This window comes from Frigoribacterium sp. RIT-PI-h (assembly GCF_001297205.1).
Taxonomy (GTDB): domain Bacteria; phylum Actinomycetota; class Actinomycetes; order Actinomycetales; family Microbacteriaceae; genus Frigoribacterium.
In genome coordinates, this window is the sequence record NZ_LHOZ01000065.1 from 24,693 (window position 1) to 50,700 (window position 26,008).

The 26,008-nt window shown below is 69.6% G+C and carries 20 protein-coding genes; 12 read left to right on the top strand and 8 right to left on the bottom strand.

Annotated elements, in window-relative coordinates:
* Positions 1 to 60: 60 nt before the first annotated feature.
* The 4 genes from AEQ27_RS07065 to AEQ27_RS07080 all read left to right on the top strand — a co-directional run bounded on the left by AEQ27_RS07065 (position 61) and on the right by AEQ27_RS07080 (position 4,929).
* Positions 61 to 1,416 (top strand): nitrate/nitrite transporter, encoded by a 1,356-nt coding sequence (locus AEQ27_RS07065; protein ID WP_054146011.1) that lies wholly within the window; start codon positions 61 to 63, stop codon positions 1,414 to 1,416.
* Positions 1,417 to 1,656: 240 nt separating this feature from the next.
* The gene (locus AEQ27_RS07070) at positions 1,657 to 2,916 is read left to right on the top strand and encodes an RNA polymerase sigma factor (RefSeq protein WP_054146171.1); all 1,260 of its coding nucleotides are present in this window, start codon (positions 1,657 to 1,659) and stop codon (positions 2,914 to 2,916) included.
* Between the two features lie 4 nt (positions 2,917 to 2,920).
* Positions 2,921 to 4,180 (top strand): MurT ligase domain-containing protein, encoded by a 1,260-nt coding sequence (locus tag AEQ27_RS07075; RefSeq protein ID WP_054146012.1) that lies wholly within the window; start codon positions 2,921 to 2,923, stop codon positions 4,178 to 4,180.
* Positions 4,177 to 4,929, top strand: coding sequence for a hypothetical protein (locus AEQ27_RS07080; RefSeq protein ID WP_054146013.1), 753 nt, complete (start codon positions 4,177 to 4,179; stop codon positions 4,927 to 4,929). Before AEQ27_RS07075 ends, AEQ27_RS07080 begins: the two co-directional genes overlap by 4 nt.
* A gap of 100 nt (positions 4,930 to 5,029) precedes the next feature.
* Here AEQ27_RS07080 and AEQ27_RS07085 read toward each other — a convergent pair whose 3' ends face one another.
* Complete coding sequence (locus tag AEQ27_RS07085; protein ID WP_043592677.1) at positions 5,030 to 5,257, bottom strand: hypothetical protein; 228 nt, start codon at positions 5,255 to 5,257, stop codon at positions 5,030 to 5,032.
* Positions 5,258 to 5,481: 224 nt separating this feature from the next.
* On the opposite strand from AEQ27_RS07085, the gene AEQ27_RS07090 reads away from it, so the two are divergent.
* Complete coding sequence (locus AEQ27_RS07090) at positions 5,482 to 7,596, top strand: type IIA DNA topoisomerase subunit B (protein ID WP_054146014.1); 2,115 nt, start codon at positions 5,482 to 5,484, stop codon at positions 7,594 to 7,596.
* Positions 7,597 to 7,680: 84 nt separating this feature from the next.
* Here AEQ27_RS07090 and AEQ27_RS07095 read toward each other — a convergent pair whose 3' ends face one another.
* Positions 7,681 to 10,194, bottom strand: a complete 2,514-nt coding sequence (locus AEQ27_RS07095; protein ID WP_054146015.1) for a DNA topoisomerase (ATP-hydrolyzing) subunit A — start codon at positions 10,192 to 10,194, stop codon at positions 7,681 to 7,683.
* Positions 10,195 to 10,255: 61 nt separating this feature from the next.
* On the opposite strand from AEQ27_RS07095, the gene AEQ27_RS07100 reads away from it, so the two are divergent.
* On the top strand, positions 10,256 to 11,386 hold the full coding sequence (locus tag AEQ27_RS07100; RefSeq protein ID WP_054146172.1) for an alkaline phosphatase family protein: 1,131 nt from the start codon (positions 10,256 to 10,258) through the stop codon (positions 11,384 to 11,386).
* A gap of 25 nt (positions 11,387 to 11,411) precedes the next feature.
* On the opposite strand, the gene sepH is transcribed toward AEQ27_RS07100, so the two are convergent.
* Positions 11,412 to 12,566, bottom strand: coding sequence for a septation protein SepH (sepH, locus tag AEQ27_RS07105; protein WP_054146016.1), 1,155 nt, complete (start codon positions 12,564 to 12,566; stop codon positions 11,412 to 11,414).
* Positions 12,567 to 12,764: 198 nt separating this feature from the next.
* Between sepH and AEQ27_RS07110 the strand changes: the two genes are divergently transcribed.
* The gene (locus AEQ27_RS07110) at positions 12,765 to 13,058 is read left to right on the top strand and encodes a DUF4193 domain-containing protein (RefSeq protein WP_043592858.1); all 294 of its coding nucleotides are present in this window, start codon (positions 12,765 to 12,767) and stop codon (positions 13,056 to 13,058) included.
* Here the strand turns inward: AEQ27_RS07110 and AEQ27_RS07115 are convergent.
* A complete protein-coding gene (locus AEQ27_RS07115; protein ID WP_054146173.1) occupies positions 13,033 to 13,488 on the bottom strand; it encodes a DUF3093 domain-containing protein in 456 nt (151 codons plus the stop codon). The two genes, AEQ27_RS07110 and AEQ27_RS07115, sit on opposite strands and share 26 nt — an antisense overlap.
* A gap of 39 nt (positions 13,489 to 13,527) precedes the next feature.
* Here AEQ27_RS07115 and dut point away from each other — a divergent pair, with 39 nt between their 5' ends.
* The 5 genes from dut to dxs all read left to right on the top strand — a co-directional run bounded on the left by dut (position 13,528) and on the right by dxs (position 20,512).
* Positions 13,528 to 13,989, top strand: coding sequence for a dUTP diphosphatase (dut, locus tag AEQ27_RS07120; protein ID WP_054146017.1), 462 nt, complete (start codon positions 13,528 to 13,530; stop codon positions 13,987 to 13,989).
* An 83-nt stretch (positions 13,990 to 14,072) separates the two neighbouring features.
* Positions 14,073 to 14,705, top strand: a complete 633-nt coding sequence (locus AEQ27_RS07125; protein WP_200908336.1) for a DUF3710 domain-containing protein — start codon at positions 14,073 to 14,075, stop codon at positions 14,703 to 14,705.
* A gap of 6 nt (positions 14,706 to 14,711) precedes the next feature.
* The gene (locus AEQ27_RS07130) at positions 14,712 to 15,470 is read left to right on the top strand and encodes a DUF3159 domain-containing protein (RefSeq protein WP_054146018.1); all 759 of its coding nucleotides are present in this window, start codon (positions 14,712 to 14,714) and stop codon (positions 15,468 to 15,470) included.
* 151 nt (positions 15,471 to 15,621) lie between these two features.
* Positions 15,622 to 18,438, top strand: coding sequence for an aconitate hydratase AcnA (gene acnA / locus AEQ27_RS07135; protein ID WP_054146019.1), 2,817 nt, complete (start codon positions 15,622 to 15,624; stop codon positions 18,436 to 18,438).
* A gap of 127 nt (positions 18,439 to 18,565) precedes the next feature.
* Positions 18,566 to 20,512, top strand: a complete 1,947-nt coding sequence (dxs, locus tag AEQ27_RS07140) for a 1-deoxy-D-xylulose-5-phosphate synthase (protein ID WP_054146020.1) — start codon at positions 18,566 to 18,568, stop codon at positions 20,510 to 20,512.
* A gap of 80 nt (positions 20,513 to 20,592) precedes the next feature.
* Here dxs and AEQ27_RS07145 read toward each other — a convergent pair whose 3' ends face one another.
* The 4 genes from AEQ27_RS07145 to AEQ27_RS07160 form a co-directional block, all read right to left on the bottom strand.
* A complete protein-coding gene (locus AEQ27_RS07145; RefSeq protein WP_054146021.1) occupies positions 20,593 to 22,716 on the bottom strand; it encodes a 3-hydroxyacyl-CoA dehydrogenase NAD-binding domain-containing protein in 2,124 nt (707 codons plus the stop codon).
* Complete coding sequence (locus AEQ27_RS07150) at positions 22,713 to 23,918, bottom strand: thiolase family protein (protein ID WP_054146022.1); 1,206 nt, start codon at positions 23,916 to 23,918, stop codon at positions 22,713 to 22,715. Before AEQ27_RS07150 ends, AEQ27_RS07145 begins: the two co-directional genes overlap by 4 nt.
* Before the next feature lie 73 nt (positions 23,919 to 23,991).
* On the bottom strand, positions 23,992 to 25,311 hold the full coding sequence (locus tag AEQ27_RS07155) for an HRDC domain-containing protein (RefSeq protein WP_082383326.1): 1,320 nt from the start codon (positions 25,309 to 25,311) through the stop codon (positions 23,992 to 23,994).
* 43 nt (positions 25,312 to 25,354) lie between these two features.
* Entirely contained in the window at positions 25,355 to 25,951 is a 597-nt protein-coding gene (locus AEQ27_RS07160) for a DUF3000 domain-containing protein (RefSeq protein WP_054146023.1), read from the bottom strand.
* Between the last annotated feature and the right edge of the window lie 57 nt (positions 25,952 to 26,008).

Consider the following 26,008-nt stretch of genomic DNA (forward strand, 5'->3'; position numbering starts at 1 on the left):
GATCCGGGAGCGCAGGAGGCGCGGGCCGGCGGCCAGCCCCCGGTCGGCTAGGGTCGCGGGGTGAACTCCGCACGTGCCTGGCTCGTCTGGGGAGCCGCCGTCTTCGCCTACGTCGTCGCCGTCCTGCAGCGGTCGTCGCTCGGCGTCTCCGGCGTCGAGGCGCAGCACCTCTTCGGCGTCTCGGCCTCCACCCTGTCGACCCTGGCCGTCGTCCAGCTCGTCGTCTACGCGGGGCTGCAGATCCCGGTGGGCGTCCTGCTCGACCGGGTGGGACCCAAGAGGCTCATCGTCGCCGGAGCCGTCCTGCTGGCCGCGGGCCAGCTCGTCGTGGCGCTCTCGCCGCCGACCATCGGCGTGGCCGTCGTGGGCCGGGTTCTCGTCGGCGCCGGCGACGCGATGACCTTCATCTCGGTGATCCGCCTGCTGCCCTCGTGGTTCCGGGGCCCGATCCTGCCGCAGGTGTCCCAGTGGACCGGCAACGTCGGACAGCTCGGCCAGGTGCTGTCGGCCGTGCCCCTGTCGATCGTCCTGCACGGGGCGGGGTGGGGCCCGGCCTTCCTCAGCGCGGCATCCCTCTCGGTCGTCGCCGCCGTGGTCGTGCTCCTGGTCGTGAAGGAGTCGCCGACCGGACGCGTCCGCTCCGAGGCGGTCGTCAGCTGGGCCGACGCGGGCCGACAGCTGGGGCAGAGCGTCCGTCGTCCGGGGACCCGGCTCGGGTTCTGGTCGCACTTCGTGACGCAGTCGTCGGGCACGGTCTTCAGCCTCCTGTGGGGCGTTCCGCTGCTGGTCGGCGGTCTCGGCTTCTCGACCGGGGAGGCCTCCGGCATGCTCTCGCTGCTCGTGCTGTCGGGCGTCGTCGCGGGGCCCGTCCTCGGGGTGCTGGTCGCCCGGTACCCGATGCGACGTTCCAACCTCGTCCTCGGGATCGTCACGGTGCTCGCCGTCGTCTGGACGACGTTGCTGGCGTGGCCCGGGACGCCCCCGCACTGGCTCGCCTACGTGCTCGTCGTCGTGCTGGGCGTGGGCGGGCCGGGCTCCCTGATCGGCTTCGACTTCGCGCGGACGTTCAACCCGCTACGGAGTCTCGGCGTCGCCAACGGCGTGGTCAACGTGGGCGGCTTCCTGGCGAGCTTCGTCATGATGTTCCTCATCGGCGTCGTCCTCGACCGACTCGCCGCGGCCCGCATCGCCTCGGGGCAACCGAGCGACCTCTTCGCCTTCGAGTCGTTCCGCATCGCGCTGCTCGTCCAGTACGTGGTGGTCGGAGGCGGCGTGGTGGCCTTGCTCGTCGAGCGCCGTCGCACCCGTCGGGGCCTGCGCCTCGAGGAAGGAATAGAGGTGGCGCCGCTCTGGGTTGCCCTGAACAGGAGATGGCAGGCCGCGCGCAACCGGCCCCGACGGGGGCCGGACGCCTGACGTCCCCTGTGTCGTCCGACACCGGTCGGACGTGCAATAATGGGATACGGACCCGTTCATGTCCATCGATCGAGTTCACGAGTCGACGCAGTCGACGCGCTTTCGATCGAGGACTTGACATGGGTCCTAGTACTGCCCGAATTCGGCCGACGCCCAGTGCCGGTCGACGTCCTCACCGGCGCACGTGAACGCGACGATCGCGTCCGGTCCGGAACGTACCGAGAACTGAAAGGTGTTCGCATGGCTACACGCAGCAAAGCGACCGCGGCCCCCGACGAGGCCGTGACCGACGACACGTCCGTCGAGCCCGAGACCACGGCTCCCGCCGCCAAGAAGGCTCCGGCCAAGCGGGCTCCCGCCAAGAAGGCGGCGACGAAGGCTCCGGCCAAGACCGCAGCCGCCAAGAAGGCCGCCGCGGCCGAATCCGCCGACGACGAGGTCGACGCCGAGGCCGTCGTCGACCCGGCTGCCGCCGACGACGCCGACGGCGAGGGCACGAAGCCCGCCCCCGAGATCCTGCCGACCGGTGCGCTCGTCATCTCGCAGGACGACGACGACGAGATGCCCGTCTACTCGACGACCATCACCGGCGCGACGGCCGACCCCGTCAAGGACTACCTGAAGCAGATCGGCAAGGTCGCCTTGCTGAACGCGGCCGAAGAGGTCGAGCTCGCCATGCGCATCGAGGCGGGCCTGTTCGCGGACGACAAGCTCGCCAACAGCACCGGCCTGAGCCGCGAGCTCGAGCGTGAGCTGCGCTGGGTGTCCCGCGACGGTCAACGGGCCAAGAGCCACCTGCTCGGTGCCAACCTCCGACTCGTGGTCAGCCTGGCCAAGCGCTACACCGGCCGTGGCATGCAGTTCCTCGACTTGATCCAAGAGGGCAACCTGGGTCTGATCCGCGCCGTCGAGAAGTTCGACTACACCAAGGGCTTCAAGTTCTCCACGTACGCCACCTGGTGGATCCGTCAGGCCATCACGCGTGCCATGGCCGACCAGGCCCGCACGATCCGCATCCCGGTGCACATGGTCGAGGTCATCAACAAGCTCGCCCGCGTCCAGCGCCAGATGCTGCAAGACCTGGGACGCGAGCCCACGCCCGAAGAGCTCTCCCGTGAACTGGACATGACGCCCGAGAAGGTCGTCGAGGTCCAGAAGTACGGTCGCGAGCCCATCTCGCTCCACACGCCTCTGGGTGAAGACGGCGACAGCGAGTTCGGAGACCTCATCGAGGACACCGAGGCCGTGGTGCCCGCCGACGCCGTCGGGTTCACGATGCTGCAGAAGCAGCTCGAGTCGCTGCTCGACAGCCTGTCCGAGCGTGAAGCCGGCGTCATCCGCATGCGCTTCGGCCTGGGCGACGGCATGCCGAAGACCCTCGACCAGATCGGTGACACGTTCGGCGTGACGCGCGAGCGCATCCGCCAGATCGAGTCCAAGACGATGGCGAAGCTCCGCCACCCGTCGCGTTCGCAGTCGCTCCGCGACTACCTCGAGTAGGCCCGTGCGTTACCTGGTCCCCGTGCTGGCCGGCCGACTCGTCCGGGCGGTCGCCCGGTTGCGGGGCGGCGGGTCCGCGTACCCGGGGCAGACCGTCCTGAAGCTCGCGCCCGATTTCCTCACGCACGTCTCGTCGCAGTTCGAGCGCGGCGTCGTGTTCGTGCTCGGATCGAACGGCAAGTCGACGACGACGATGATGCTGACCGAGACGCTCCGGGCCCACGGGCTCAAGGTGTTCACGAACCCGACGGGTGCCAACCTGCCTCAGGGCATCGCGTCGGCCTTCCTCCGCGAGGTGACGCCGTTCGGTCGTGTCCGCGACGACATCGGCGTGATCGAGGTCGACGAGGCGTTCGCAGTCGAGTTGACGAAGTCCCTGCACCCCTCGACGGTGCTCATGCTGAACGTGCAGGTCGACCAGCTGTACCGGTTCTTCGAGACCGAGCGGGTCGGCACGATGATGACCGACACGGCTGCCGTGGCCACCGCCGCGGTCGTGACGAACCGCGACGACCAGCACCTGGGCCCGTACAAGGCCGTCGGTCGCCAGACGGTGACCCGTTTCGGTGCCTCACCCGAGGTCGTCTCCGCGTCACCCAACGGCCTCCAGAACGCCAACGACTTCAGCCGTGAGGCCGACACCTCGCTGACCGCCGAAACCGAGGTGACCGCTCTCACGGGCACGGGCGCCACCATCACCGTCTCCGGCACCCCGATCGACGTCCGGCTGCCGGCGCGCGGTCTGCACTACGCCGTGGACGCCGCGGCGGCCCTCCAGACGGCCTCGATCGTCCTGGGGCACCCGGTCGACCCGACTGCCGTCCAGCGGGCCTTCGAGAGCATGAAGCCGGCCTACGGTCGCGGTGAGCGCATGTCCCTCGGCGCCGACGAGGCCGAGTTCATCATGTTCAAGAACGCGGCGAGCCTCCAGATGAACCTCGACGCACTCCCGCAAGGCGTCGAGCAGGTCATGTTGGCGATCGACGAGGGCACGCCCGACATCTCGTGGATCTACGACATCGACTTCTCGCACCTCGACCACGTCGACGTCCTCGCGGGTGCGAAGGCCTGGCAGTTGGCCTTGCGGCTCGAGCACGAGGGCATCCCCGTCCACGTGATCGAAGAGGACATCTCGAAGGCCATCCGCCTGATGCGGGCACTCCCGTCCCCGAGCGACAACACGAAGCACTTCGTGACGAACTACGAGCAGATGATGCTGGCCCGCCGCATCCTCGGCCACCCCGACCTGGAGAAGACCGCGTGAGCGACGACGTCCTCCGAATCGTCCACCTCTATCCGGAAGAGCTCGGTGTGAGCGGTGATCGGGGCAACGTGACCACGCTCGCGGTGCGCGCGCGCCGGGCCGGGGTCGACAGCACCGTCCTCGAGTACCGGGTGGGTGACGACGTGCCGACCGTGGCCGACGTGGTCGTGGTGGGGCACGGTCCTTTGTCCGGGGTCCGAGCCGTCGCCGCCGACGCTCGTCGCCTCGCGCCGGCACTGGAGTCGTTCGCCGCCTCCGGCGTCCCGGTGGTGGCGGTGGGAGGCGGTCTCGAGCTCCTGAGCCGCGGAGTCGAGGGCGTCGACGGCGAGTCGGTCGAGGGAGTCGGCTTCTTCGACGCCGTGGTCCGCCGTGGGGCTCCTCGTCGGACGAACTACCTGCAGGTGACGACCGACTACCAGGGTGACGAGATCACCCTCTTCGGCTTCGAGGACCATGCCGCCCACCTCGAACTCGGGACGGACGCCGAGCCTTTCGGTTCCGTCGTCCACGGTGGTGGGAACGGCGACGGCCGCGAGGGTGTGCGCCGGGGCGTGTCGTTCGGCACCCAGCTCAAGGGACCGGTCCTCCCTCTCAACCCCGCTCTGACCGACCGGGTCCTGCGAGTCGCGCTGAGCCGCCGCATGATCTCCTACTCGGCGGGCGCCGGGCACGCCAAGCTCGACGAGTACGCCGCCGCGTCGCAGAAAGTGATCGCCGACAACCTCGAACGCTCGTTCAAGGCCATGTGACGACGTCCGCACGGCGACATGACGAAGGCCCCGCATCGATCGGATGCGGGGCCTTCGTCGTGCTGCCGACCCGGGCTGTGGACCGGGGCGGCGCCGTGTCTCAGTGCGCGAGGAGCTTGGAGCTCTCGTCGAGCCATTCGATGGCGGTGGGCTGCAGCTTCTCTTTGAACTTCGCGCCGTGGTGGGCGCAGAAGAGCAGTTCGCCGGTGGCCATGGTCGCGCGGATGTAGGCCTGGGCTCCGCAGCTGTCGCAGCGGTCCGCAGCGCTCAACTGGTAACGGGAGCCGAGCTCGTCGACGGCGGTCTGGTCGGTGGCCATCTGAGTCATGTGATGCTCCTCCTGACGGTGGTGCGGTGGGTGAGACACTCATCAAAACACGCCGACGTCCGTATCGCGTGACATCGGCCCCGGATTTCGCTCATCGCGTAGCGGGGACCGGGCCGTCGAGTGTCGGGACTGCCGTGTCGGCGGCCCTCGGTAGGCTGTAACGCGGCCACCGCCTCCCCGCATTCCCGTCGTCGAGAGATGACGGCGGGCCCTTCAGGAGAACCATGCCCCCCACCTCGTCCGCACCCGCCTCCGACTACTCGGCCCGGCACCTCTCGGTTCTCGAAGGCCTCGAGGCCGTGCGCAAACGCCCCGGCATGTACATCGGGTCGACCGACTCGCGCGGCCTCATGCACTGCCTCTGGGAGATCATCGACAACTCGGTCGACGAGGCCCTCGGGGGGCACGGCGACACGATCGACGTCGTGCTGCACTCGGACGACAGCGTCGAGGTCCGCGACGGTGGGCGCGGCGTGCCCGTCGACATCGAACCCAAGACGGGCCTCAGCGGCGTCGAGGTCGTGTTCACGAAGCTGCACGCCGGTGGAAAGTTCGGCGGCGGCTCGTACACGTCGTCGGGTGGGCTCCACGGCGTCGGTGCCTCGGTCGTCAACGCCCTGTCCGAGCGGCTCGACGTCGAGGTCGACCGGGGCGGCAAGACGTACGCCATGTCGTTCCGCCGCGGCGAACCCGGCACGTTCGACGACGAGGGCGAGCCCACCCCCGATTCGCCGTTCACCCCGTTCGTCTCGGGCAGCGTGCTCCGCGAGGTCGGCAAGACCAAGCGCGGTGTCACCGGCACCCGGGTGCGGTACTGGGCCGATCGGCAGATCTTCACCCGGGGGGCCTCGTTCCAGACCGACGAGCTCTCGGCCAGGGCCCGGCAGACGGCCTTCCTCATCCCCGGGCTCACGCTCACGCTGCGCGACGAGCGTGCCGGCTCGCTCACCGACGGCGGCTTCCCCCTCGAGAGCACCTTCCGTTTCGACGGGGGCATCAGCGAGTACGTCGAGTTCCTGGCGCCCGACACGGCGGTGACCGACACGTGGCGCCTGACCGGGTCGGGCACCTACACCGAGACGGTGCCGGTGCTCACGGACGGCGGTGCCATGATCGCGACCGAACTCGAGCGCCAGTGCGACGTCGACATCGCGCTGCGCTGGGGCGGGGGATACGAGACCGTCTTCCGCAGCTACGTGAACATCATCGCCACGCCGAAGGGCGGATCGCACCAGACCGGCTTCGAGGCCGGCCTCCTGAAGTTCGTGCGGCAGCAGGTCGAGGCCAACGCCCGCCGCCTCAAGGTGGGTACCGACAAGATCGAAAAGGACGACGTCCTCGCCGGTCTGACCGCCGTTCTCACCGTGCGCCTGCCCGAGCCGCAGTTCGAGGGCCAGACGAAAGAGATCCTGGGCACACCCGCCGTGCGGGCCATCGTGGCCAACGTCGTCGCCACCGAGTTCGGCAAGCTGTTCACCTCGACCCGCCGTGAAGACAAGGCCCAGACCGCCCTCGTGCTCGACAAGGTCGTCGCCGAGATGAAGACCCGCATCGCCGCCCGGGCGCACAAAGAGACCCAGCGTCGCAAGAACGCCCTCGAGAACTCGACCCTCCCGGCCAAGCTCGTCGACTGCCGGTCGAACGACGTGGCCAACAGCGAGCTGTTCATCGTCGAAGGTGACTCCGCACTGGGCACGGCCAAGGTCGCCCGCAACAGCGAGTTCCAGGCACTCCTACCCATCCGGGGCAAGATCCTCAACGTCCAGAAGGCCTCGGTCAGCGACATGCTGTCCAACCTCGAGTGCGCCTCCATCATCCAGGTGCTGGGGGCCGGGTCCGGACGGTCCTTCGATCTCGAAGCGGCCCGCTACGGCAAGGTGATCATCATGAGCGACGCCGACGTGGACGGTGCCCACATCCGGACGCTGCTGCTCACGCTGTTCTTCCGGTACATGCGACCGATGATCGAGGCCGGTCGCGTCTTCGCGGCCGTTCCACCACTGCATCGAGTGGTCGTGATGCACCCCGGCAGCAAGCCCAACGAGACGATCTACACGTACTCCGAGAAAGAGCTGCACGGCGTCCTCGCGGGGCTCAAACGCACCAACAAGAAATTCCAGGACCCCATCCAGCGGTACAAGGGTCTCGGCGAGATGGATGCCGAACAACTCCGGACCACGACGATGGAACGTCAGAACCGCATGCTGAGGCGCGTCAAGGTCGACGACGCCGAGAACGCCGCACGGGTCTTCGAGTTGTTGATGGGCAACGACGTCGCCCCTCGCAAGGAGTTCATCATCGACGGAGCCGGTCTCAGCCGCGACCGCATCGACGTCTGAGCCCCGAACGACTCGTGGCCGACGAGGACGGCGCCGCCTCTCGACTTCGAGGTGCGGTGCCGCCTCGGTCGGTCGTCCGACGCGTCACTCGCCGGGTTCGGCGCCGGCCTCGAGGCCCGTGGCCGAGTCGGTGATGTGGGCCACCGAGGCCCCGACGGATCCGACGGGTGCGTCGAGGGGCGTGCCCGACCCGTCGCGGCGTGACAGCTCGGTCGGCAGGCTCCGGACGGAGCCGTCCGGGCCGACCGCCTGCGCGGGGGCCGGTCCGACCCAGGCCAGCGACAGGGCGTCCTCGCCCTTGAGCAGCGAGTGGGATCGGACACCGCCCGTGGCGCGCCCCTTGCCCGGGTACTCGTCGAAGGCGCTGAGCTTGGCACGTCCGGGGTCGGTGCCGGCGATCGTCGAGCTGCTCGACGACACCGTCGCGACGACGGCCTCGTGACCCGCGGGCACGGCGCCGAAGAAGATGACGCTCGCGTCGTCCGGGAGGTTGATTCCGGCCACCCCACCGCCGGCGGGCCCCTGCGGTCGGACCGCCGAGGCGGTGAACCGGAGCAGCTGCGCGGCGGAGGTGACGAAGACGAGCTCGTCCTCGTCGACCCCCTGGGCGACGCCGACCACCTGATCGCCCTTCTTCAGACTGATGACCGGGAAGTCGGGTCGGGCGGGGTACTGGCCGGTCGCGACTCGTTTGACGACACCCCGGGCCGTGCCCAGCGCGATGCTCCGATCGGCGGTGAGCGAGACGAGCCCGAGCACACGTTCTTTCTTGTCGACCAAGCCGATGTAGTCCCTGATCGGGACGCCAGCACCGAGCTGGACCGACGTGGGGGGCACCGACGGGAGGTCGACGGGGGTGAGGCGGACGAGACGCCCGAGGTTCGTCACGGCTCCGATCTCGGTCCGCGTGGTCGTGTCGATGGACGACAGGACCGCATCGTGCTTCGTGCGCCGGGCCGGGGGAGTGGGGGCTGCGGAGTCGGGGTCGAGGTGGTCCACGCGCAGGACGCGGCCCGTCGTCGAGAGGAACACCCGGGTCGGGGTGTCGGCGATTTCGAGGACGGGGGTGGACCTGCTGCCGCGACCCGTCGTGGCGACGCTCGGCTTGGCCTCGGTGAGGAGGGTCCGCCGCGGGGTGCCGAACTGCTCCGCGATCTCACCGAGCTCGCTCGAGACGAGGGCGCGGAGACGCGCGGGGTCGGCCAGCAGGTCCTTGAGGTCGGCGATGGCCGCGAGCAGTTCGTCACGTTCGGCCTCGAGTTCGATGCGACTGAACCTGGTCAGTCGGCGCAACTGCAGATCGAGGATGTACTCGGCCTGGATCTCGCTGAGGTCGAACACCTCGCGCAGTCGAGCGCGGGCGGCGGCCGTGTCGTCGCTCGTCCGGATCACCTGGATGACCTCGTCGATGTCGACGATGGCGATGAGCAGGCCCTCGACGAGGTGGAGGCGATCCTCTTTCTTGGCCAGCCGGTAGCGGCTGCGACGCGTCACGACCGACAGGCGGTGGGCGACGTAGACCTCGAGCATCTCCCTCAGCCCGAGCGTGCGCGGTTGCCCGTCGACCAGGGCGACGTTGTTGATGCTGAAGCCGTCCTCGAGCGGCGTGTACCGGTAGAGCTGCTCGAGGACGGCCTCGGGGCTGAACCCCGTCTTGATCCCGATCACGAGACGGAGACCGTGCTTGTGGTCGGTGAGGTCGGTGACGTCCGTGATGCCGGTCAGCTTCTTCGCCTGCACCCCGTCCTTGATCTTCTCGATCACCTTCTCGGGCCCCACCAGGTAGGGCAGCTCGGTGACCACGAGACCGTTCTTCCGTGCGGTGATGCTCTCGACGCCGACCCGCGCCCGGGTCTTGAAGCTGCCCCGACCCGTCGCGTAGGCGTCGCGGACCCCGGCGAGCCCGGCGATCGTGCCGCCGGTGGGCAGGTCGGGCCCGGGCACGAACGCCATCAGGTCGTCGAGGCTCGCGTCGGGGTGGTCGATCAGGTGTCTCGCGGCGCCGACGACCTCGACGAGGTTGTGGGGCGCCATGTTCGTCGCCATTCCCACCGCGATGCCGCTCGCACCGTTCACCAGCAGGTTGGGGAAGGCCGCGGGAAGCACCTCGGGCTGCATCAACTGGTTGTCGTAGTTGGGGACGAAGTCGACGACGTCCTCGCCGAGTCCCTGTGTCATGGCCAGCGACGCCTCGGCGAGACGGGCCTCGGTGTATCGCGGTGCGGCGGGCCCGTCGTCGAGCGAGCCGAAGTTGCCGTGCCCGTCGATGAGCGGCACGCGCATGGTGAAGGGCTGCGCCTGACGCACCATGGCGTCGTAGATCGCGGTGTCGCCGTGCGGGTGGAGCTTGCCCATGACCTCGCCGACGACGCGCGCGCTCTTCACGTGGCCGCGGTCGGGCCGCAGGCCCATCTCGGACATCTGGTAGAGGATGCGGCGCTGGACCGGCTTGAGGCCGTCCCGGGCGTCGGGGAGCGCCCGTGAGTAGATGACCGAGTACGCGTACTCGAGGAACGACCCCTGCATCTCGAGCGAGACGTCGATGTCCTCGATGCGTTCGCCGTGGTCGGGGCTGCTCGTGTTCTCGGTGGTGGTCATGCACTTCTCACGGATCGGGGTGGACGGGGCACCCGATCGTCGCTGTGCCAGACTGGGGCCGGTGTCCTCCATCGTACCGGCGCGCCCCCGGGGGGCCGTGAGCCTGGCCGACGTGGTGCCCTCGTGTCTCGCGTCCCTCCGGGGTGAGGTGAACGCGCTCCGCCTGCCCGCCGCGCGGGCCGCCGTCGTCGTCCTGGTGGACGGCCTCGGCCAGGCCGCCCTCGGAGCCCGCCGAGGCCACGCCCGGACGTTGTCGGGCGTGAAGGGCAGCCTGTGGTCCGGGTGGCCCACGACCACCGCGGCGGCGCTCACGACGCTGACGACCGGGGCGCTCCCCGGCGAGCACGGCCTCGTCGGCTACTCCGCCCTCGACCCCGAGAACGATCGTGTGGTCAAGCAGCTCTCGGGCTGGGACGAGCGCATGCGACCCGACGTGTGGCAGCGCCGTCCCACCCTGTTCGAGACGTCCCCCGACGTGGAGTCCCACGCCGTGGGCCCCAAGCGCTACCGATCGTCAGGCCTGACCGAGGCCATCCTCCGGGGCGCCACCTACGACGTGGCGGAGAGCGTGGGCGACCGCTTCGAGACCGCGGCGAGGCTCGTCGATTCGACCCGCGCCTCCTTGGTCTACCTCTACGTCCCCGAACTCGACATGATCGCCCACCGTGCCGGATGGGAGTCCGACGAGTGGATCGACGCCCTCGAGGGCGTCGACGCCGAGGTGCGCAGGCTCGAGTCCACGGTCGCACCCGACGTCGGGGTGATCGTGACGGCCGACCACGGGATCGTCGACGTCGCCGAACGGCGACGCATCGTCTTCGGGGTGACGCCGGCCCTGGTCGACGGGGTGAGACACGTGGCGGGGGAGCCTCGCTGCCTGCAGCTGCACCTCGAACCCGACGCGGACGAATCCCGACGGAGCGCGCTGCTCGACGCCTGGCGAGCGGCCGAAGGAGATCGGGCCTGGGTCCTGACCCGGGCCGAGGCGGTCGAGGCCGGTTGGTTCGGGGCCGTCGACCCCGCGGTGCTCCCGCGCATGGGCGGCGTGCTCGCCGCCGCACGCCGGGGCGTCGCCTACTACGACGGACGAGATCGCGGCGGTGAACCCGGCACGATGGTCGGTCATCACGGGTCGTGGTCCGACGACGAGACCATGGTTCCCCTGCGGACGTTCGGCGCCTACCGGCGGTGACGGTCGCAGACCCCGGGCAGAGGGGTCAGGCGGGATCGTCGTCCGAGCGCGCTCCGAAGACGATCTCGTCCCAGCTCGGCATCGAGGTGCGCCCGCGCGTCTTCTTCGCCGCCGGAGCCGCGCTGGGCATCTCGCGACGGCCGGCCCTCCCGCGGCTGCCCCGGATGCCCGTGGGTTGGACCGGTACGTCGGTCGTGCGCGCGTCGCCGTGGTGCGACGAGTCGGTCAGCACGGGCGTGGGCTTGGTGGCCCCCTCGGGCAGGTCGAAGTCGTCCAGGGGGACGTCGATCACGCGGATCGAGCCGGTGACCGGGTGGTCCGAGCGCCCGTCGTCGTCCGAGAACCGGGCGGCCTCGCGTTCTCCGCGACGACGACGCAGGGCCTCGAGCAGGTCGGCGGTCTGGTCGTGCCCGCTCGCGTCGTCCGGCGCTCGGTTGGCGGCAGCGAAGGAGGCGGCGCCCCGGACGCCGGGACGCAACCGGTCGGTCGCGGTCTCGGCCGGGAGTTCGACCTCGTCGACCTGGTCGACCAGGAAGGCACCGCTGTCGAAACGCCCCGAGGTGTCGTCGTGACGTGGCTCGCGGGACACGGCTCGCAGACGCGGGACGAGCGGACCGGCCTCCTCGCCGTGCTGGGAGAGTCGGTGGGCGTCGCCGCCGAGGGGGGCCAGCACCGACTTCTTCGGGTCGAAGCGCCACGTCGCATCGCGCTCGACCTCGTGCGTGACGAAGGCCACGTGGACCACCCAGCCGTGCTCCGCGTCCTTGTAGGCGCTCCACTCGCGCTGTGAGGTCTCGGCACCGTCGAGTCGCTCGTCGATGACGGCTCCGAAGGTCGTCGCCTGCACGCCGGAGGCCGCGTCGTCGGCGACGGAGACCGTGACGGCCCGTGCGCTCTCGAGGACGAAGGAGCGCTCGGCCAGGACCGGACCCTCGAACCGGTGCACGTAGTCGAGGTCGGCGCCGGTCAGGTCGGCGACCTGCTGTGGTGTCTTCCCCGCCCTGACCAGGGCCTGGATCTCGCGCGGCGGTGCCTTCCGCTCGACCGGCGCGTCACCCGGGTTGGCCGCCCGGAGTTGGGAGTGGAGGGTGTGGGTGACGGGAAGGCGGTACTCGCCACCGGCGTCGGTGGAGACGAGCAGAGCTCCGCTCTGGACGCCGATGACCCTGAGATCCTGCATTTTCCACGCCTTTCACCGTCGTGATCCGGTGCCAAGAATCGCACGTCGCCACCCGTTCTCGCGGGAATACGACGGGCGTGCCGTCAGTTCTTCCGAGGCGGCTGAAAGGCCGTGGGAACGGGTTTGCTATTCGACAACGAGTGATGCAAACTGCACCCGCCGAATCGGGCACACGAACGACCGAAGAACTGGATGGGCATGGCCACCGACTACGACGCACCTCGCAAGAACGACGACGACGGCTCGGAGTCGATCGAGGGGCTCAAAGAGAGGGTCCCCGACAAGATGACCGGCGTCGTCGACGACGACGCCGACAACCCGGGCTCGTTCGAGCTCGCCGGACAGGACCTCTCGGACCTCGACCTCGACGTCGTCGTCCTCCCCCCGCAGGTCGACGAGTTCACCTGCGTCGAGTGCTTCCTGGTGAAGCACCGCTCGCAGCTCGACCACGAGACCAAGCTGGGCGCTATCTGCCGGGAGTGCGCCGCCTGAGCGCCTCCAACCGCCGGACGACCTCGTCAGGACGACGGGTCGACACCAACCAATAGGGTGCCGGGTCGTCGAGGTCCGTCAACGAGATCTTGACGACCGGTCGCACCCAGCCTCTGAAGAGGGTCCAGGCTCGCGCGTCGAGCCGGGGCCCTCTTTCTCGTGTCGCGTCGGCGCCGGTGAACCCCTCGGCCTCGCCGATCTCGTGGGCGTACAGACGGGCACGACCCGCCGTGAAGCCCTCGTCGTCGATCGTCAGCACGGGCGAGGTCAGGACGAGCACGACGATGGCGGCCACGTAGAACACGACGGACATCACCACGCCCACGGTCGAGTTGATCGGCAGGAAGACCAGCAGGGTGGCAGGGACGAGCAGCGCGCAGGCGATGAAGACGGAGAGCGGCGGGAGCAGGCGCTCACGGTAGGGGTTCATGACGTCCATTCGACCAGACTTCTGCACTACCCTCGACACGTGCCCCAGACCCTCGACGTCCTCATCGCCGCCGAGGCGACCTCGGTGCCCGTGTACTCCCACCCGGGCGACGCCGGCGCCGACCTGCTCTCGACACAAGACCTGGTGTTGCGTCCCGGGCACCGCGCCCTCGTCGGCACGGGCGTCTCCATCGCGCTGCCCGAGGGTTTCGCCGCGTTCGTCATGCCCCGCAGCGGACTGGCCGCCATGCACGGCATCACCGTCGTGAACGCTCCGGGCACCGTCGACGCCGGCTACCGCGGCGAGATCAAGGTCTCGCTGCTGAACACGGACCTCGAGACCGAGCACCACGTCGCCGTCGGCGACAAGATCGCCCAACTCGTCATCATGCCGGTCGTCCGCGCGACCTTCGTCCCCGTCGCCGCGCTCCCCGAGAGCGTACGAGGGGCCGACGGGCACGGCTCCACCGGATACGCACACAACCCAGGAGGCACCGCGTGAGGAAGTCCAAACGCCGCGAGCAAGAACTGGCCGCAGTCGAGATCGACGTCGAGTCGGCGGACGTCGACGACGTCGAGGTCGACATCGAGTCCCTCGACGACGCCGAGGTCGAGGTGTTCGACGACTCGAAGTCGGCACCCGAGGACCGTGCCGACGTCGGCCCTCTGGACGAGACCGAGGCCAACCCCGTCCGTCCTTACGTCGACCTCGGTGGCGTCAAGATCCTGCCCCGAGAGGGGCTCCACCTCCGACTCGAGGTCGAAGAGGGAAGCAAGCGGGTCGTCGCCGTCGGCCTCGACTTCGCCAAGTCGACGCTGCAGGTGCAGCCGTTCGCCGCGCCGCGCACGACGGGCCTCTGGAACGAGATCCGGGGGCAGATCAGCGAGCAGATCGAGAAGCAGGGCGGTACGACGGCCGAGGTCGAGGGGCCGTTCGGTCCCGAGGTCCGCGCCGAGATCCCGGTCATGGGTGGCGACCCCGGAACCATCAGGCGAGCCCGTTTCATCGGCGTCGACGGTCCCCGATGGTTCCTCCGCGGCGTCATCGCGGGCGACGCGGCCCACGAGGGCGAGGCTGCCGAGAAGATCGAAGAGCTCTTCCGCAGCATCGTCGTGGTCCGCGGAACGACCCCCATGCCTCCGCGCGAGCTGATCCCTCTGGCCATGCCGAAGGCCGGCCCGACCGACGCCCCGGGCACCACGCCCTCGGTCGTCTGACCCGACGTGTCCGCGTCCGACGAACGGCCCGACCCGGCTGATCCGTCGCCGCTCGACGACCCCCGGGTGTCGCTCGCGGCTCAGTTGCAGGCCGCCGCGCGGCGAGCCGGCATCGGCCAGGTCGCACCCGGCGAGGTGCCCACGGCGGCAGCGCTCCTGACGGCGATCGGTGGGGTGCGCGGGCTCGTCGAGTCCATCGTCCCCGGCCTCGGCTTCGTGGTCGTGTACACGATCACCCGCGACGTCGTGCCGTCGGTCCTCATCCCGTTGGTCCTGGCCGTGGCGTTCGTCGTCGCCCGAGCCGTCCAGCGTGGCCCGGTCGCCCAGGCACTCGCCGGCGTCTTCGGCATCGCCCTCTCCGCAGGGATCGCGTTGCTCTCCGGCCGGGCCGAGAACAACTTCGTCCCCGGGCTGCTGATCAACGCCGCTTCGCTCGCCGCCATGCTGGTCAGCATCGCCGTGCGTTGGCCCCTCATCGGCATCGTGGTGGGACTCCTCACGAACGACGGCACGGGCTGGCGGGCCGATCGGGCGAAACGGCGCGTCCTCGTCCTGGCCACGTGGTTGTGGGCCGGGCTCTTCGCCGCACGTCTCGCCGTCCAGGCACCCCTCTGGCTGGCCGGTGACGTGGCCCTGCTCGGCACGCTCAAACTCGTGATGGGCGTTCCCCTCTACGCAGGGCTGCTCTGGGTGACCTGGCTGCTCGTCCGGACGGTCTACAGCGGACGCGAGGCCGCGGACGACGCGCGGGGCCCCTCGGACTGACCCGCGCCTCCTGGTGCTATGTTTTGTCTCGACATCGAGACAAATCGCTGGGATCGGCCCCGGGGACACCCCGCGGACTTAGGCTGACCTCGCTGGTGGGCGTCGCGCGCACCGGCCAAGATGAGGGCGTAGTCAGCAAGGGAGACGGCACGTGTCTGCAATCAACAGTTTTGGCTCGAAGAACACCCTCACGGTCGGGTCCACCGACTACGAGGTCTACCGCATCGACGCGGTCGAGGGTTCTTCGACGCTTCCGTTCAGCCTCAAGGTCCTGCTCGAGAACCTGCTCCGCACCGAAGACGGTGCGAACGTCACGGGCGACCAGATCCGGGCACTCGGCTCGTGGCAGCCCACCGCCGAGCCCGACACCGAGATCCAGTTCACGCCGGCGCGCGTCGTCATGCAGGACTTCACGGGGGTGCCCTGCATCGTCGACCTCGCCACCATGCGCGAGGCCGTCGCCGAGCTCGGTGGAGACCCCACCAAGATCAACCCGCTGGCACCGGCTGAACTCGTCATCGACCATTCGGTCATCGCGGACCTCTTCGGCTCCGAGAACGCGCTCGAGCGCAACGTCGAGATCGAGTACGAGCGCAACGGCGAGCGGTACCAGTTCCTCCGCTGGGGGCAGACGGCCTTCGACGACTTCAAGGTCGTGCCGCCGGGCACGGGCATCGTCCACCAGGTCAACATCGAGTACCTCGCGCGCGTCACCTACAGCCGTGAGGTCGGCGGGGTGCTGCAGGCCTACCCCGACACCCTCGTGGGCACCGACTCCCACACGACGATGGTCAACGGCCTGGGCGTGCTCGGCTGGGGCGTCGGCGGCATCGAAGCCGAGGCCGCCATGCTCGGTCAGCCCGTGTCGATGCTGATCCCCAAGGTCGTGGGCTTCAAGCTCTCCGGTTCGATCCCGACCGGCGTGACGGCCACCGACGTGGTGCTCACCATCACGCAGCAACTGCGTCGTCACGGCGTGGTCGGCAAGTTCGTCGAGTTCTACGGCGAAGGCGTGGCCGAGGTCCCCTTGGCCAACCGCGCCACCATCGGCAACATGAGCCCCGAGTTCGGTTCGACGGCGGCGATCTTCCCGATCGACGACGTGACGCTCGATTACCTGCGTCTGACCGGACGCTCGGACGAGCAGATCGACCTCGTCGAGCAGTACGCCAAGCTGCAGGGTCTCTGGCACGACCCGTCGACGGAGCCCGTCTTCAGCGAGTACCTCGAACTCGACCTCGCGACGGTCGTCCCCTCCATCGCCGGGCCCAAGCGCCCGCAGGACCGCATCGAGCTCACCGCGGCCAAGTCGCAGTTCGAGGTCGACCTCGAGAACTACGCCAGCACGGACCACTCGCACGTCGACGCCGCGGTCGAGGGCACGTTCCCCGCCTCGGACCCGATCGGCTTCACCGCCGAGGACGACGACGAGGCGCAGCCGCACTCGATCTCGCACACGTCGCATGCTCCGGCCAAGGTGTCCAAGCCGACCTCGGTCGCCCTCGGTGACGGCTCGACGTTCACCCTCGACCACGGCGCGGTCGCCATCGCTGCCATCACGTCGTGCACGAACACGTCGAACCCGTCCGTCATGCTCGCCGCGGGCCTCCTCGCCCGCAACGCCAGCAAGAAGGGCCTCAAGGCCAAGCCGTGGGTCAAGACCACCCTCGCGCCCGGGTCCAAGGTCGTCACCGACTACTACGAGAAGGCCGGCCTGACCGCCTACCTCGAAGATCTCGGCTTCTACACGGTCGGCTACGGCTGCACGACCTGCATCGGCAACTCCGGCCCCCTGCTCGACGAGATCTCGACGGCGGTGCAAGACAACGACCTGGCCGTCACGGCCGTCCTGTCCGGCAACCGCAACTTCGAGGGTCGCATCAACCCCGACGTGAAGATGAACTATCTGGCCAGCCCGCCCCTGGTCATCGCGTACGCCCTGGCCGGGTCGATGAACTTCGACTTCGAGAACGACGCCCTGGGGACGGCCGACGACGGAACCGACGTCTACCTGCGGGACATCTGGCCCGACGCCGCCGAGGTGCAGCAGACGATCGACTCCTCGATCGACACCGGCATGTTCACCCACGAGTACGCGGGGGTGTTCGACGGTGACGAGCGCTGGCGTTCCTTGCCGACACCCACCGGCGCCACCTTCGAGTGGGACTCCGAGTCCACCTACGTCCGCAAGCCCCCGTACTTCGAGGGCATGACGATCGAGACCACCCCGGTCACCGACATCCGGGGCGCCCGTGTCCTGGCGAAGCTCGGCGACTCGGTCACGACCGACCACATCAGCCCGGCCGGGTCGATCAAGGTGGACAGCCCGGCAGGCCACTACCTCGACGAGCACGGCGTCGACCGCAAGGACTTCAACTCGTACGGGTCCCGTCGCGGCAACCACGAGGTCATGATCCGTGGCACCTTCGCGAACATCCGCCTCAAGAACCAGCTGCTGGACGGCGTCGAGGGTGGTTACACCCGTGACTTCACGCAGGCCGAGGGCCCGCAGTCGTTCATCTACGACGCCAGCGCTCGCTACCAAGAGCAAGGGACGCCCCTGGTCATCCTCGGCGGCAAGGAGTACGGCTCGGGATCCTCCCGGGACTGGGCCGCGAAGGGCACGAGCCTGCTCGGGGTCAAGGCGGTCATCACCGAGAGCTTCGAACGCATCCACCGGTCGAACCTCATCGGCATGGGCGTGGTCCCCCTGCAGTTCCCTCAGGGCGAGAGCTGGGAGTCGCTCGGACTCGACGGCACCGAGCAGATCGACATCGCCGGGATCGAGCAGCTGAACGAGGGCACGACGCCGAAGACGGTCCACGTGACCGCCACTCCGACCGCCCACTCGCCCGAGGGCAAGCAGCCGGTCGAGTTCGACGCCGTCGTGCGCATCGACACCCCCGGCGAGGCGGACTACTACCGCAACGGCGGCATCCTGCAGTACGTCCTGCGCAGCCTGGTCTGATCGACAGACCCCGCACCGACCAGACCTCCGGACGATCACCCGCATCGTCCGGGGGTCGTACGGCGTTCTCGCCGGTCGCGTGCCTAGACTGGCGGGATGCCCGAGAGGGCCGAAAGGGAAGGCCAGCATGAGCCTGTTGCAGACGATCACGGGGCCTCGTGACCTCGACCGCCTGACGAACGAACAGATGGTCGAACTGGCCGCCGACATCCGCCGGTTCCTCGTGACCGAGGTGTCGAAGACCGGGGGCCACCTCGGGCCGAACCTGGGCGTCGTCGAGCTGACGTTGGCCATGCACCGGGTCTTCCACTCGCCGCACGACGCCTTCGTCTTCGACACCGGCCACCAGTCGTACGTCCACAAGCTCCTCACCGGTCGGCAGGACTTCTCCGGCCTCCGCCTCCGGGGCGGCCTCGCCGGTTACCCGCAGCGCTCCGAGTCCGAGCACGACATCGTCGAGAGCTCGCACGCCTCGAGTTCGCTCTCGTGGGCGGACGGCATCTCTCGAGCGTTCCAGCTCACCGGCCGCGACGACCGGCACGTCGTCGCCGTCGTGGGCGACGGCGCGTTGACCGGGGGCATGACGTGGGAAGCCCTGAACAACATCAGCGACGACAACGACCGTCGACTCACCATCGTCGTGAACGACAACGGCCGGTCGTACGCCCCGACCATCGGGGGAATGGCCCGTTTCCTCAACACCGTCCGCACCCGCCAGGCCTACCGCGAGCTCCACGTCGGCAGCCGGGCCGTCTTCGACCGACTCGGACACCCGGGTCGCGCCGTCTACCGCGGTGTCCGGGGTGGACTGCACGGTTTCTTGAGCCGGTTCACCAACAACGAGGCGCTCTACTCGAACCTCGACATCAAGTACATCGGGCCGGTCGACGGTCACGACCAGGTGGCCATGGAAGAAGCCCTCCTCCAGGCGAAGAACTACGGTGCCCCCGTGATCGTGCACGCGATCACCGAGAAGGGCCGCGGGTTCGATCCCGCGCGCGCCGACGTGGCCGACCAGTTCCACGCGGTCGGGCAGATCGACCCCGAGACGGGCGAGCCCCTCGAGACGGCCACCTCGCCGTCGTGGACGTCCGTGTTCGCCGACGAGATCGTCCACATCGCCGAGCACGACGCGAAGGTCGTCGGCATCACGGCCGCGATGCTGCGCCCCGTGGGCCTGCACAAACTGGCCGAGCGGTTCCCGAAGCGCGTCTTCGACGTCGGGATCGCCGAACAGCACGCGGTGACGAGCGCTGCGGGTCTGGCGTTCGGCGGCCTCCACCCCGTCGTCGCCCTGTACGCGACCTTCGTCAATCGTGCCTTCGACCAGGTGTTGATGGATGTCGCCCTCCACCGGGCGGGCGTCACCTTCGTCCTCGACCGGGCCGGCGTCACCGGGCCGGACGGTCCGAGCCACCACGGCATGTGGGACCTCGCGCTGTTGCAGATCGTGCCGCACATCCGGTTGGCCGCACCCCGAGATGCGACGCGCCTCCGCGAAGAACTCCGGGAGGCCGTCGCGGTCGACGACGCTCCCACCGTCATCCGGTTCTCCAAGGGAGCCGTCGGCGTCGAACACGAGGCCGTCGAACGTCTCGAGGACGGTGTCGAGGTGCTGCGTCGTGCGGGCCACGACGACGTCCTCATCGTCTGCGTCGGCCCGATGGCCGGGATCGGGCTCGAGGTCGCCGAACGCCTGGAGGCCCAGGGCATCGGCGCCACGGTCGTCGACCCGCGATGGGTCGTCCCCGTGCCGGGGAGCATCATCGAACTCGCGGCGACCCACCGACTCGTCATCACGATCGAGGACGGAGTCCGGGTCGGCGGGATCGGCACCCGGGTGCGGCAGGATCTCCGTGGCGCAGGCGTCGACACGGCCGTGACCGAGCTGGGCCTGCCCGACGAGTTCCTCGAGCACGGGTCCCGGGCCGAGATCCTCGAGGAGGCCGGCCTCACCCCGCAGCACATCGCCCGCGACGTCGTGGCCCAGGTGCTCGGCAGTCGCATCCCCGTCGCGAGGCCTTTGGACGAGACCGCCGCCGCGACGAGGCACGAGGACGCCCGACACGACTGAGTCCCGGTGCGGTGGCACACCACAACGATCGACGTCGAACGCCCCGTCTCGTCCGAGACGGGGCGTTCGACGTCGGTGGGCTACTCGACGCCGCGGATGGCCGGCTCGTGGAAGTCGCGACCGCGCACGCGCCGTGAGGCCCCGACGCGATCGAGGTACGGCGTGACCCCGCCCATCTGGAACGGGTACCCGGCTCCCAGGATCAGGCAGAGATCGATGTCCTCGGCGGCGGCGACCACGTGGTCGTCGAGCATGCGACCGACCTCGTCGGCGAGGCCGTCCTCGATGCGGATGCGCAGCTCGTCGTCGGTGAGTGCCGTGCCCGGCCCGGCGGCGAGGGCGACGGCCTTCTTGTCGAACCCCTTGCGACGGCCCTTCGAGTCCCGCTCGAAGATGGTGCCGTGCTCGGCCAGACGGTGCAGTCCCTCACTGGCGAAGAACCGGTCGGGGAACGCGGCGTGGTGGGTGTCGAGCACGTGCGCCCCGACGGTCAGTCCCACCAACTCGAGCAACTCGAACGGCGTCATCGGCAGGCCGAACGGGGCGGTCGCTCGATCCACCACCTCGAACGGCGTCCCCGTCTCGACGGCGTGCATGGCCTCGCCCAGCACCTTGGCCAGGATGCGGTTGACGACAAAACCAGGGGTGTCGGCCGTGATGACGGCGTTCTTCCGAAGAGCCTTCGCCGTCACCATCGCCGTGCTGAGCGTCTCGTCGTCCGTCGCCGGGGTCTTGACGACCTCGACGAGAGGCATGACCGCGACCGGATTGAAGAAGTGGAACCCGACCAGGCGCTCGGGATGCGCGAGGCGCGCCCCGATCTGCTCGACGCTCAGCGACGAGGTGTTGGTCGCCAGCACCGCGGTGTCCGAGACGACGGCCTCGACGTTCGCGAAGACCTCTTGTTTGACCGACAGCTCTTCGAAGACGGCTTCGATGACCCAGTCGGCGTCGGCGAAGTCGGCCAGGTCGGTCGTGCCCGTGATGAGCGCCTTCAGGCGGTTGGACTCATCGCGCGAGATGCGCCCCTTGCCCTGCAACTCGTCGATCTCTCCTCTGATGCGGGCGAGCGCCGTGTCGACCCGGGCCTGGTCGAGGTCGGTGATGACGACCGGGACGCGCAGGCGCCGCACGAAGAGCAAGGCGAACTGGCTCGCCATGAGTCCGGCACCCACGACGCCCACCTTGCCGATCTTCCGGGCGAGGTCGGGGGAGGGGGCTCCGGCGGGCTTCTTGGCGCGCTTCTGGACGAGGTCGAAGGCGTACATGCTCGCGTGGAACTGGTCGCCCGCCACGAGGTCGGCCAGTGCTTCGTCCTCCGCCGCGAAGCCGGTCGCCCGGTCGGTGTTCTTCGCGGCCTTGAGCAGGTCGAGTGCGGCATAGGGCGACTTCGCGACCGTGCCGATCTTCGACTCGAGTGACTTGCGCGCGACCGAGATCGCGACGTCCCACTTGACCGCACGTTCGAGCTTGCCCGGGACGTTCGGTCGCTTGACGGTGACGCGGCCGGTCAGCACTCCGTCGGCCCACCGGATGCTGTCCTCGAGGAAGGTCGCGGGGCCGAACATCACGTCGACGATGCCGAGTTCGAGCGCCTGGGCGGGCTTCAGCGTGCGGTTGTTCTTCAGGGGGTTCTCGATGACGACCTTGAGCGCGTTCTCGATGCCGATCAGGTTCGGCAGCAGCCAGGCGCCTCCCCAGCCGGGGATGATGCCGAGGAAGACCTCGGGCAGGGCGATGGCCGCCGCCGACGAGTCGACCGTCCGGTAGTCGGCGTGCAGGCCGATCTCGACGCCGCCCCCGAGGGCGAGGCCGTTCACGAAGACGAAGGTGGGCACCGCGGCGTCGTGCAGCTTGCCGAGGACCGCGTGCCCGAGCCTGGCGAGTTCGCGGGCGACGTCGCGGCTGGGGATGGCGCTGACCTTGCTGAGGTCGGCGCCCGCCGCCAGGAAGTAGGGCTTGCCGGTGACGGCGATCGCCGCGATCTCACCCGAGGAGGCGCGGGTGCGGACGGCGTCGAGGGCCGCCCCGAACTCGTGCAGCGTCGCCGGCCCCAGCGTGCTCGGCCGGGTGTGGTCACGACCGTTGTCGAGGGTGATGAGGGCGAGGACGCCGCCGGAGGGCAACGGGACGTCGCGGACGTAGGAGTGCGTGACGACCTCATCGGCCGACAGCTCGGTCAGTTGTTCGGTCGCCGAGCTCATGCGCGCGCCGCCTTCCGCGAGTAGTGGGGGTTCTCCCAGATGACGCTGCCGCCCTGGCCGAGGCCGATGCACATGGCCGTGAGGCCGTAGCGCACCTCGGGGTGCTGCTCGAACTGGCGGGCGAGCTGGATCATGAGCCGGACGCCCGAGGACGCGAGGGGATGGCCCACGGCGATGGCGCCACCCCAGGGATTCACGCGCGGATCGTCGTCGTCGATGCCGAAGTGGTCGAGCAGGGAGAGGACCTGCACCGCGAACGCCTCGTTCAGCTCGAAGAGGCCGATGTCGTCGATCGAGAGCCCGGCCTTCCGGAGCGCCTTCTCGGTGGACGGAACGGGGCCGATGCCCATGACCTCGGGCTCGACGCCGGCGAAGGCGAAGCTGACCAGGCGCATCTTGGGGGTGAGTCCGAGCTCTTTCGCCGCGGCACCGGACGCCATCAGGCTCACCGTCGCACCGTCGTTGAGACCGGACGAGTTGCCGGCGGTGACGCGACCGTGCGGCCGGAAGGGGGTACGAAGCCCGGCCAGACCCTCCATCGTGGTCTCGGGACGGGGTGCCTCGTCGCGCGTGGCCAACCCCCAGCCCTGATCCGTCTTGATCGCCACCGGGACGAGGTCGGGCTGGATCTGGCCGGCGTCGTAGGCGGCCGCGAGTTTCTGTTGCGATCGCAGGGCGTAGCGGTCGGACCGCTCCTTGGTCAGCTGGGGGAACCGGTCGTGGATGCGCTCTGCGGTGTTGCCCATGTTGAGTGCCTCGCCGCTGACGAGCTTCTCGGCGACGAACCGGGGGTTCGGGTCGGCGGCGAACCCCATCGGGTGCCGACCCATGTGCTCCACCCCGCCGGCGAGGGCGACGTCGTAGGCACCGAAGGCGATGCCGCCGGCGACGCTCGTCACACTGGTCATGGCACCGGCGCACATGCGGTCGATGGCGTACCCGGGCACGGACTGGGGGAGCCCTGCGAGCAGCGCCGTCGTGCGCCCCAGGGTGAGGCCCTGGTCGCCCTGTTGCGTCGTCGCGGCGATGGCGACGTCGTCGATGCGTTCGGGCGGGAGGGACGGATTGCGTTCGAGTAGACCCTTCATCGCCTTGACGACCAGGTCGTCGGCGCGGGTCTGCCAGTACATGCCTTTGTCGCCGGCCCGCCCGAACGGGGTGCGTACCCCGTCGACGAACACGACATCGTTGCTCTCGGCCACATTGCCTCCAGTGTCAGGATCTGATCCCGATCTTAGGGACGACACCGAGGGGCCGAGAATCGTTCGAGCAATCCTACGAAGCGCTGTCGCCCGTCGCCTCAGGCTCTTGGTGGGCGTCGACAAAGGCCTCGGCGACCGCCTCGGCGACGGCCTCGACCTGCCAGGCCCGGGCACCCAGCTCCACCAACGCGGCCGCGATGGTCGGTGCGTCGAAGGGGATGGGCGGGTCCCAGGCGAGCCGCCGCAGGGTCTCGGGCGTCAGCAGGTTCTCGACGGGCAGGTCGAGCCCCTCGGCGATCTCGGTGACCTTGGGGCGGACCGCCTTGTAGCGCGCGTCGGCCAGCGGGTTCTTGTCCGCCCACGATCGCGGCGGGGGGGGGGGGTCGCTCGCCGGCCCTCGGGGAGAGGGCAGGTCCGTCGTCTCGCGGCCCCGTTCGATCGCCGCGAACCAACGGTCGAGCTCACTGCGACTGGCGCGACCGACGAACTCCTTGATGCCGGCCAGTGACCGTTTGTCGGTGGGCATTGCTTTGGTGGCGGCCACGAGAGAGGAGTCCGGGACGAGACGACCCGGTGCCGTGTCGATCTCTCGGGCGTAGTCGTCGCGTGCCTGCCAGAGCTCCCGAGCCACGGCGAGCGAGCGGGATCCGCGGACGCTGTGCAGCCCGGTCAGTCGGCGCCACGGGTCGACCTTCGCCGGCTTGGCCTCGCGGCGCAGGGTGGCCTCGAACTCCTGACGCGCGATGTCGAGCTTGCCCGCGTCCGCGAGCACCGCCTCCATGGCGTCGCGCAGGTCGACGAGCAGCTCGACGTCGAGCGCCGCGTAGACGAGCCAACTCTGCGGCAACGGCCTCGTGGACCAGTCGGCGGCACTGTGCTCCTTCGCGAGGTGGATGCCCAGCAGCTGCTCGACGACGGCACCGAGCCCGACCTTCGGCAGGCCGGCGAGGCGTGCGCCCAGTTCGGTGTCGAAGATGCGGCTCGGGTCGAGGCCGACCTCGCGCAGGCACGCCAGGTCCTGGCTGGCGGCGTGCAGCACCCATTCCTCGTCGCCGATCACGTCCTGCAGTTCGGCGAAGGAGCCGATGGCGGGCGGATCGAGCAGGAACACCCCCGAGCCGCGTCGGAACACCTGGATGAGGTAGGCCCGCTGCGAGTAGCGATAGCCGGAGGCGCGTTCGGCGTCGATCGAGACCGGCCCGGTCCCGGCGCGGATCGCCTCGACGGCGGCCAGGTAGCCCTGCCGATCGTCGATGACCGTGACCTCGCCGTGCAGCGAGTCCGCGGTCTCGACGACGGGTCGGACGGTGACCCGGGGTCGTGAGCCGCGCGTCGCGGAGCCGTCGGGTGCCGACTCGTCTGGTGCTGACTCGTCTGGTGTCGCTGTGGTCATGTCTCCGCTGTTCTCTCCGGGGGCGCTGTTCTGTTCCGGTGGTTCAGTCTCGTCCGACCCGCCGCGAGGCGAGGAGCGTGACTCCTTCGACGGTCGGGGGCAGGCCGGCGAGCGTGCAGATCAACTCGCTCCAGGCCTCGATGTGCGGGGCCAGGTCGGTGGTGGTGGGGCTCCAGGACGCCCGGAGCTCGAGCTGGGCCCCGTCGCCGTGGCTGGCCAGCTCACCGTAGCCGGTCGAGAGGATCTTGGTCGCGGTACCCGATGCCTGGTCGTAGGAGGCTCCGCGGGCGTCGAGGCTGTCGACGAGCCAGGACCACGCCACGTCGGCCACGAACGGGTCGAGCGCGATCTCGGTCTCGAGGGGCGCCTGCGCGAAACTCACGACCCGGAACGGTCCGCCCCATGCCTCGGGTTCGTCATCGTCGTAGAGCAGCACGAAGCGGCCCGTGCCGAGGTCGGGGTCTGGACGGCCGGACGCGCCGACGACGTCCCCCGCGAGGGCCAGCGCGTGGGGGGCGAGGCCGTTCGGGGCGGGGATCTCGGTCACGGCGAGGGCGTCCCGCGCGGCGGCACGGTGGACGGACTCGACGGCCGCGGCGAAGGCGGGCGGCCGGGTCGGCGTCGGGGGGATCTCGGACACCCTGGAAGACTAGGGTCGATCCCGAGGGCGACCCCCGCGGCACGCCGCGCCCGGCTC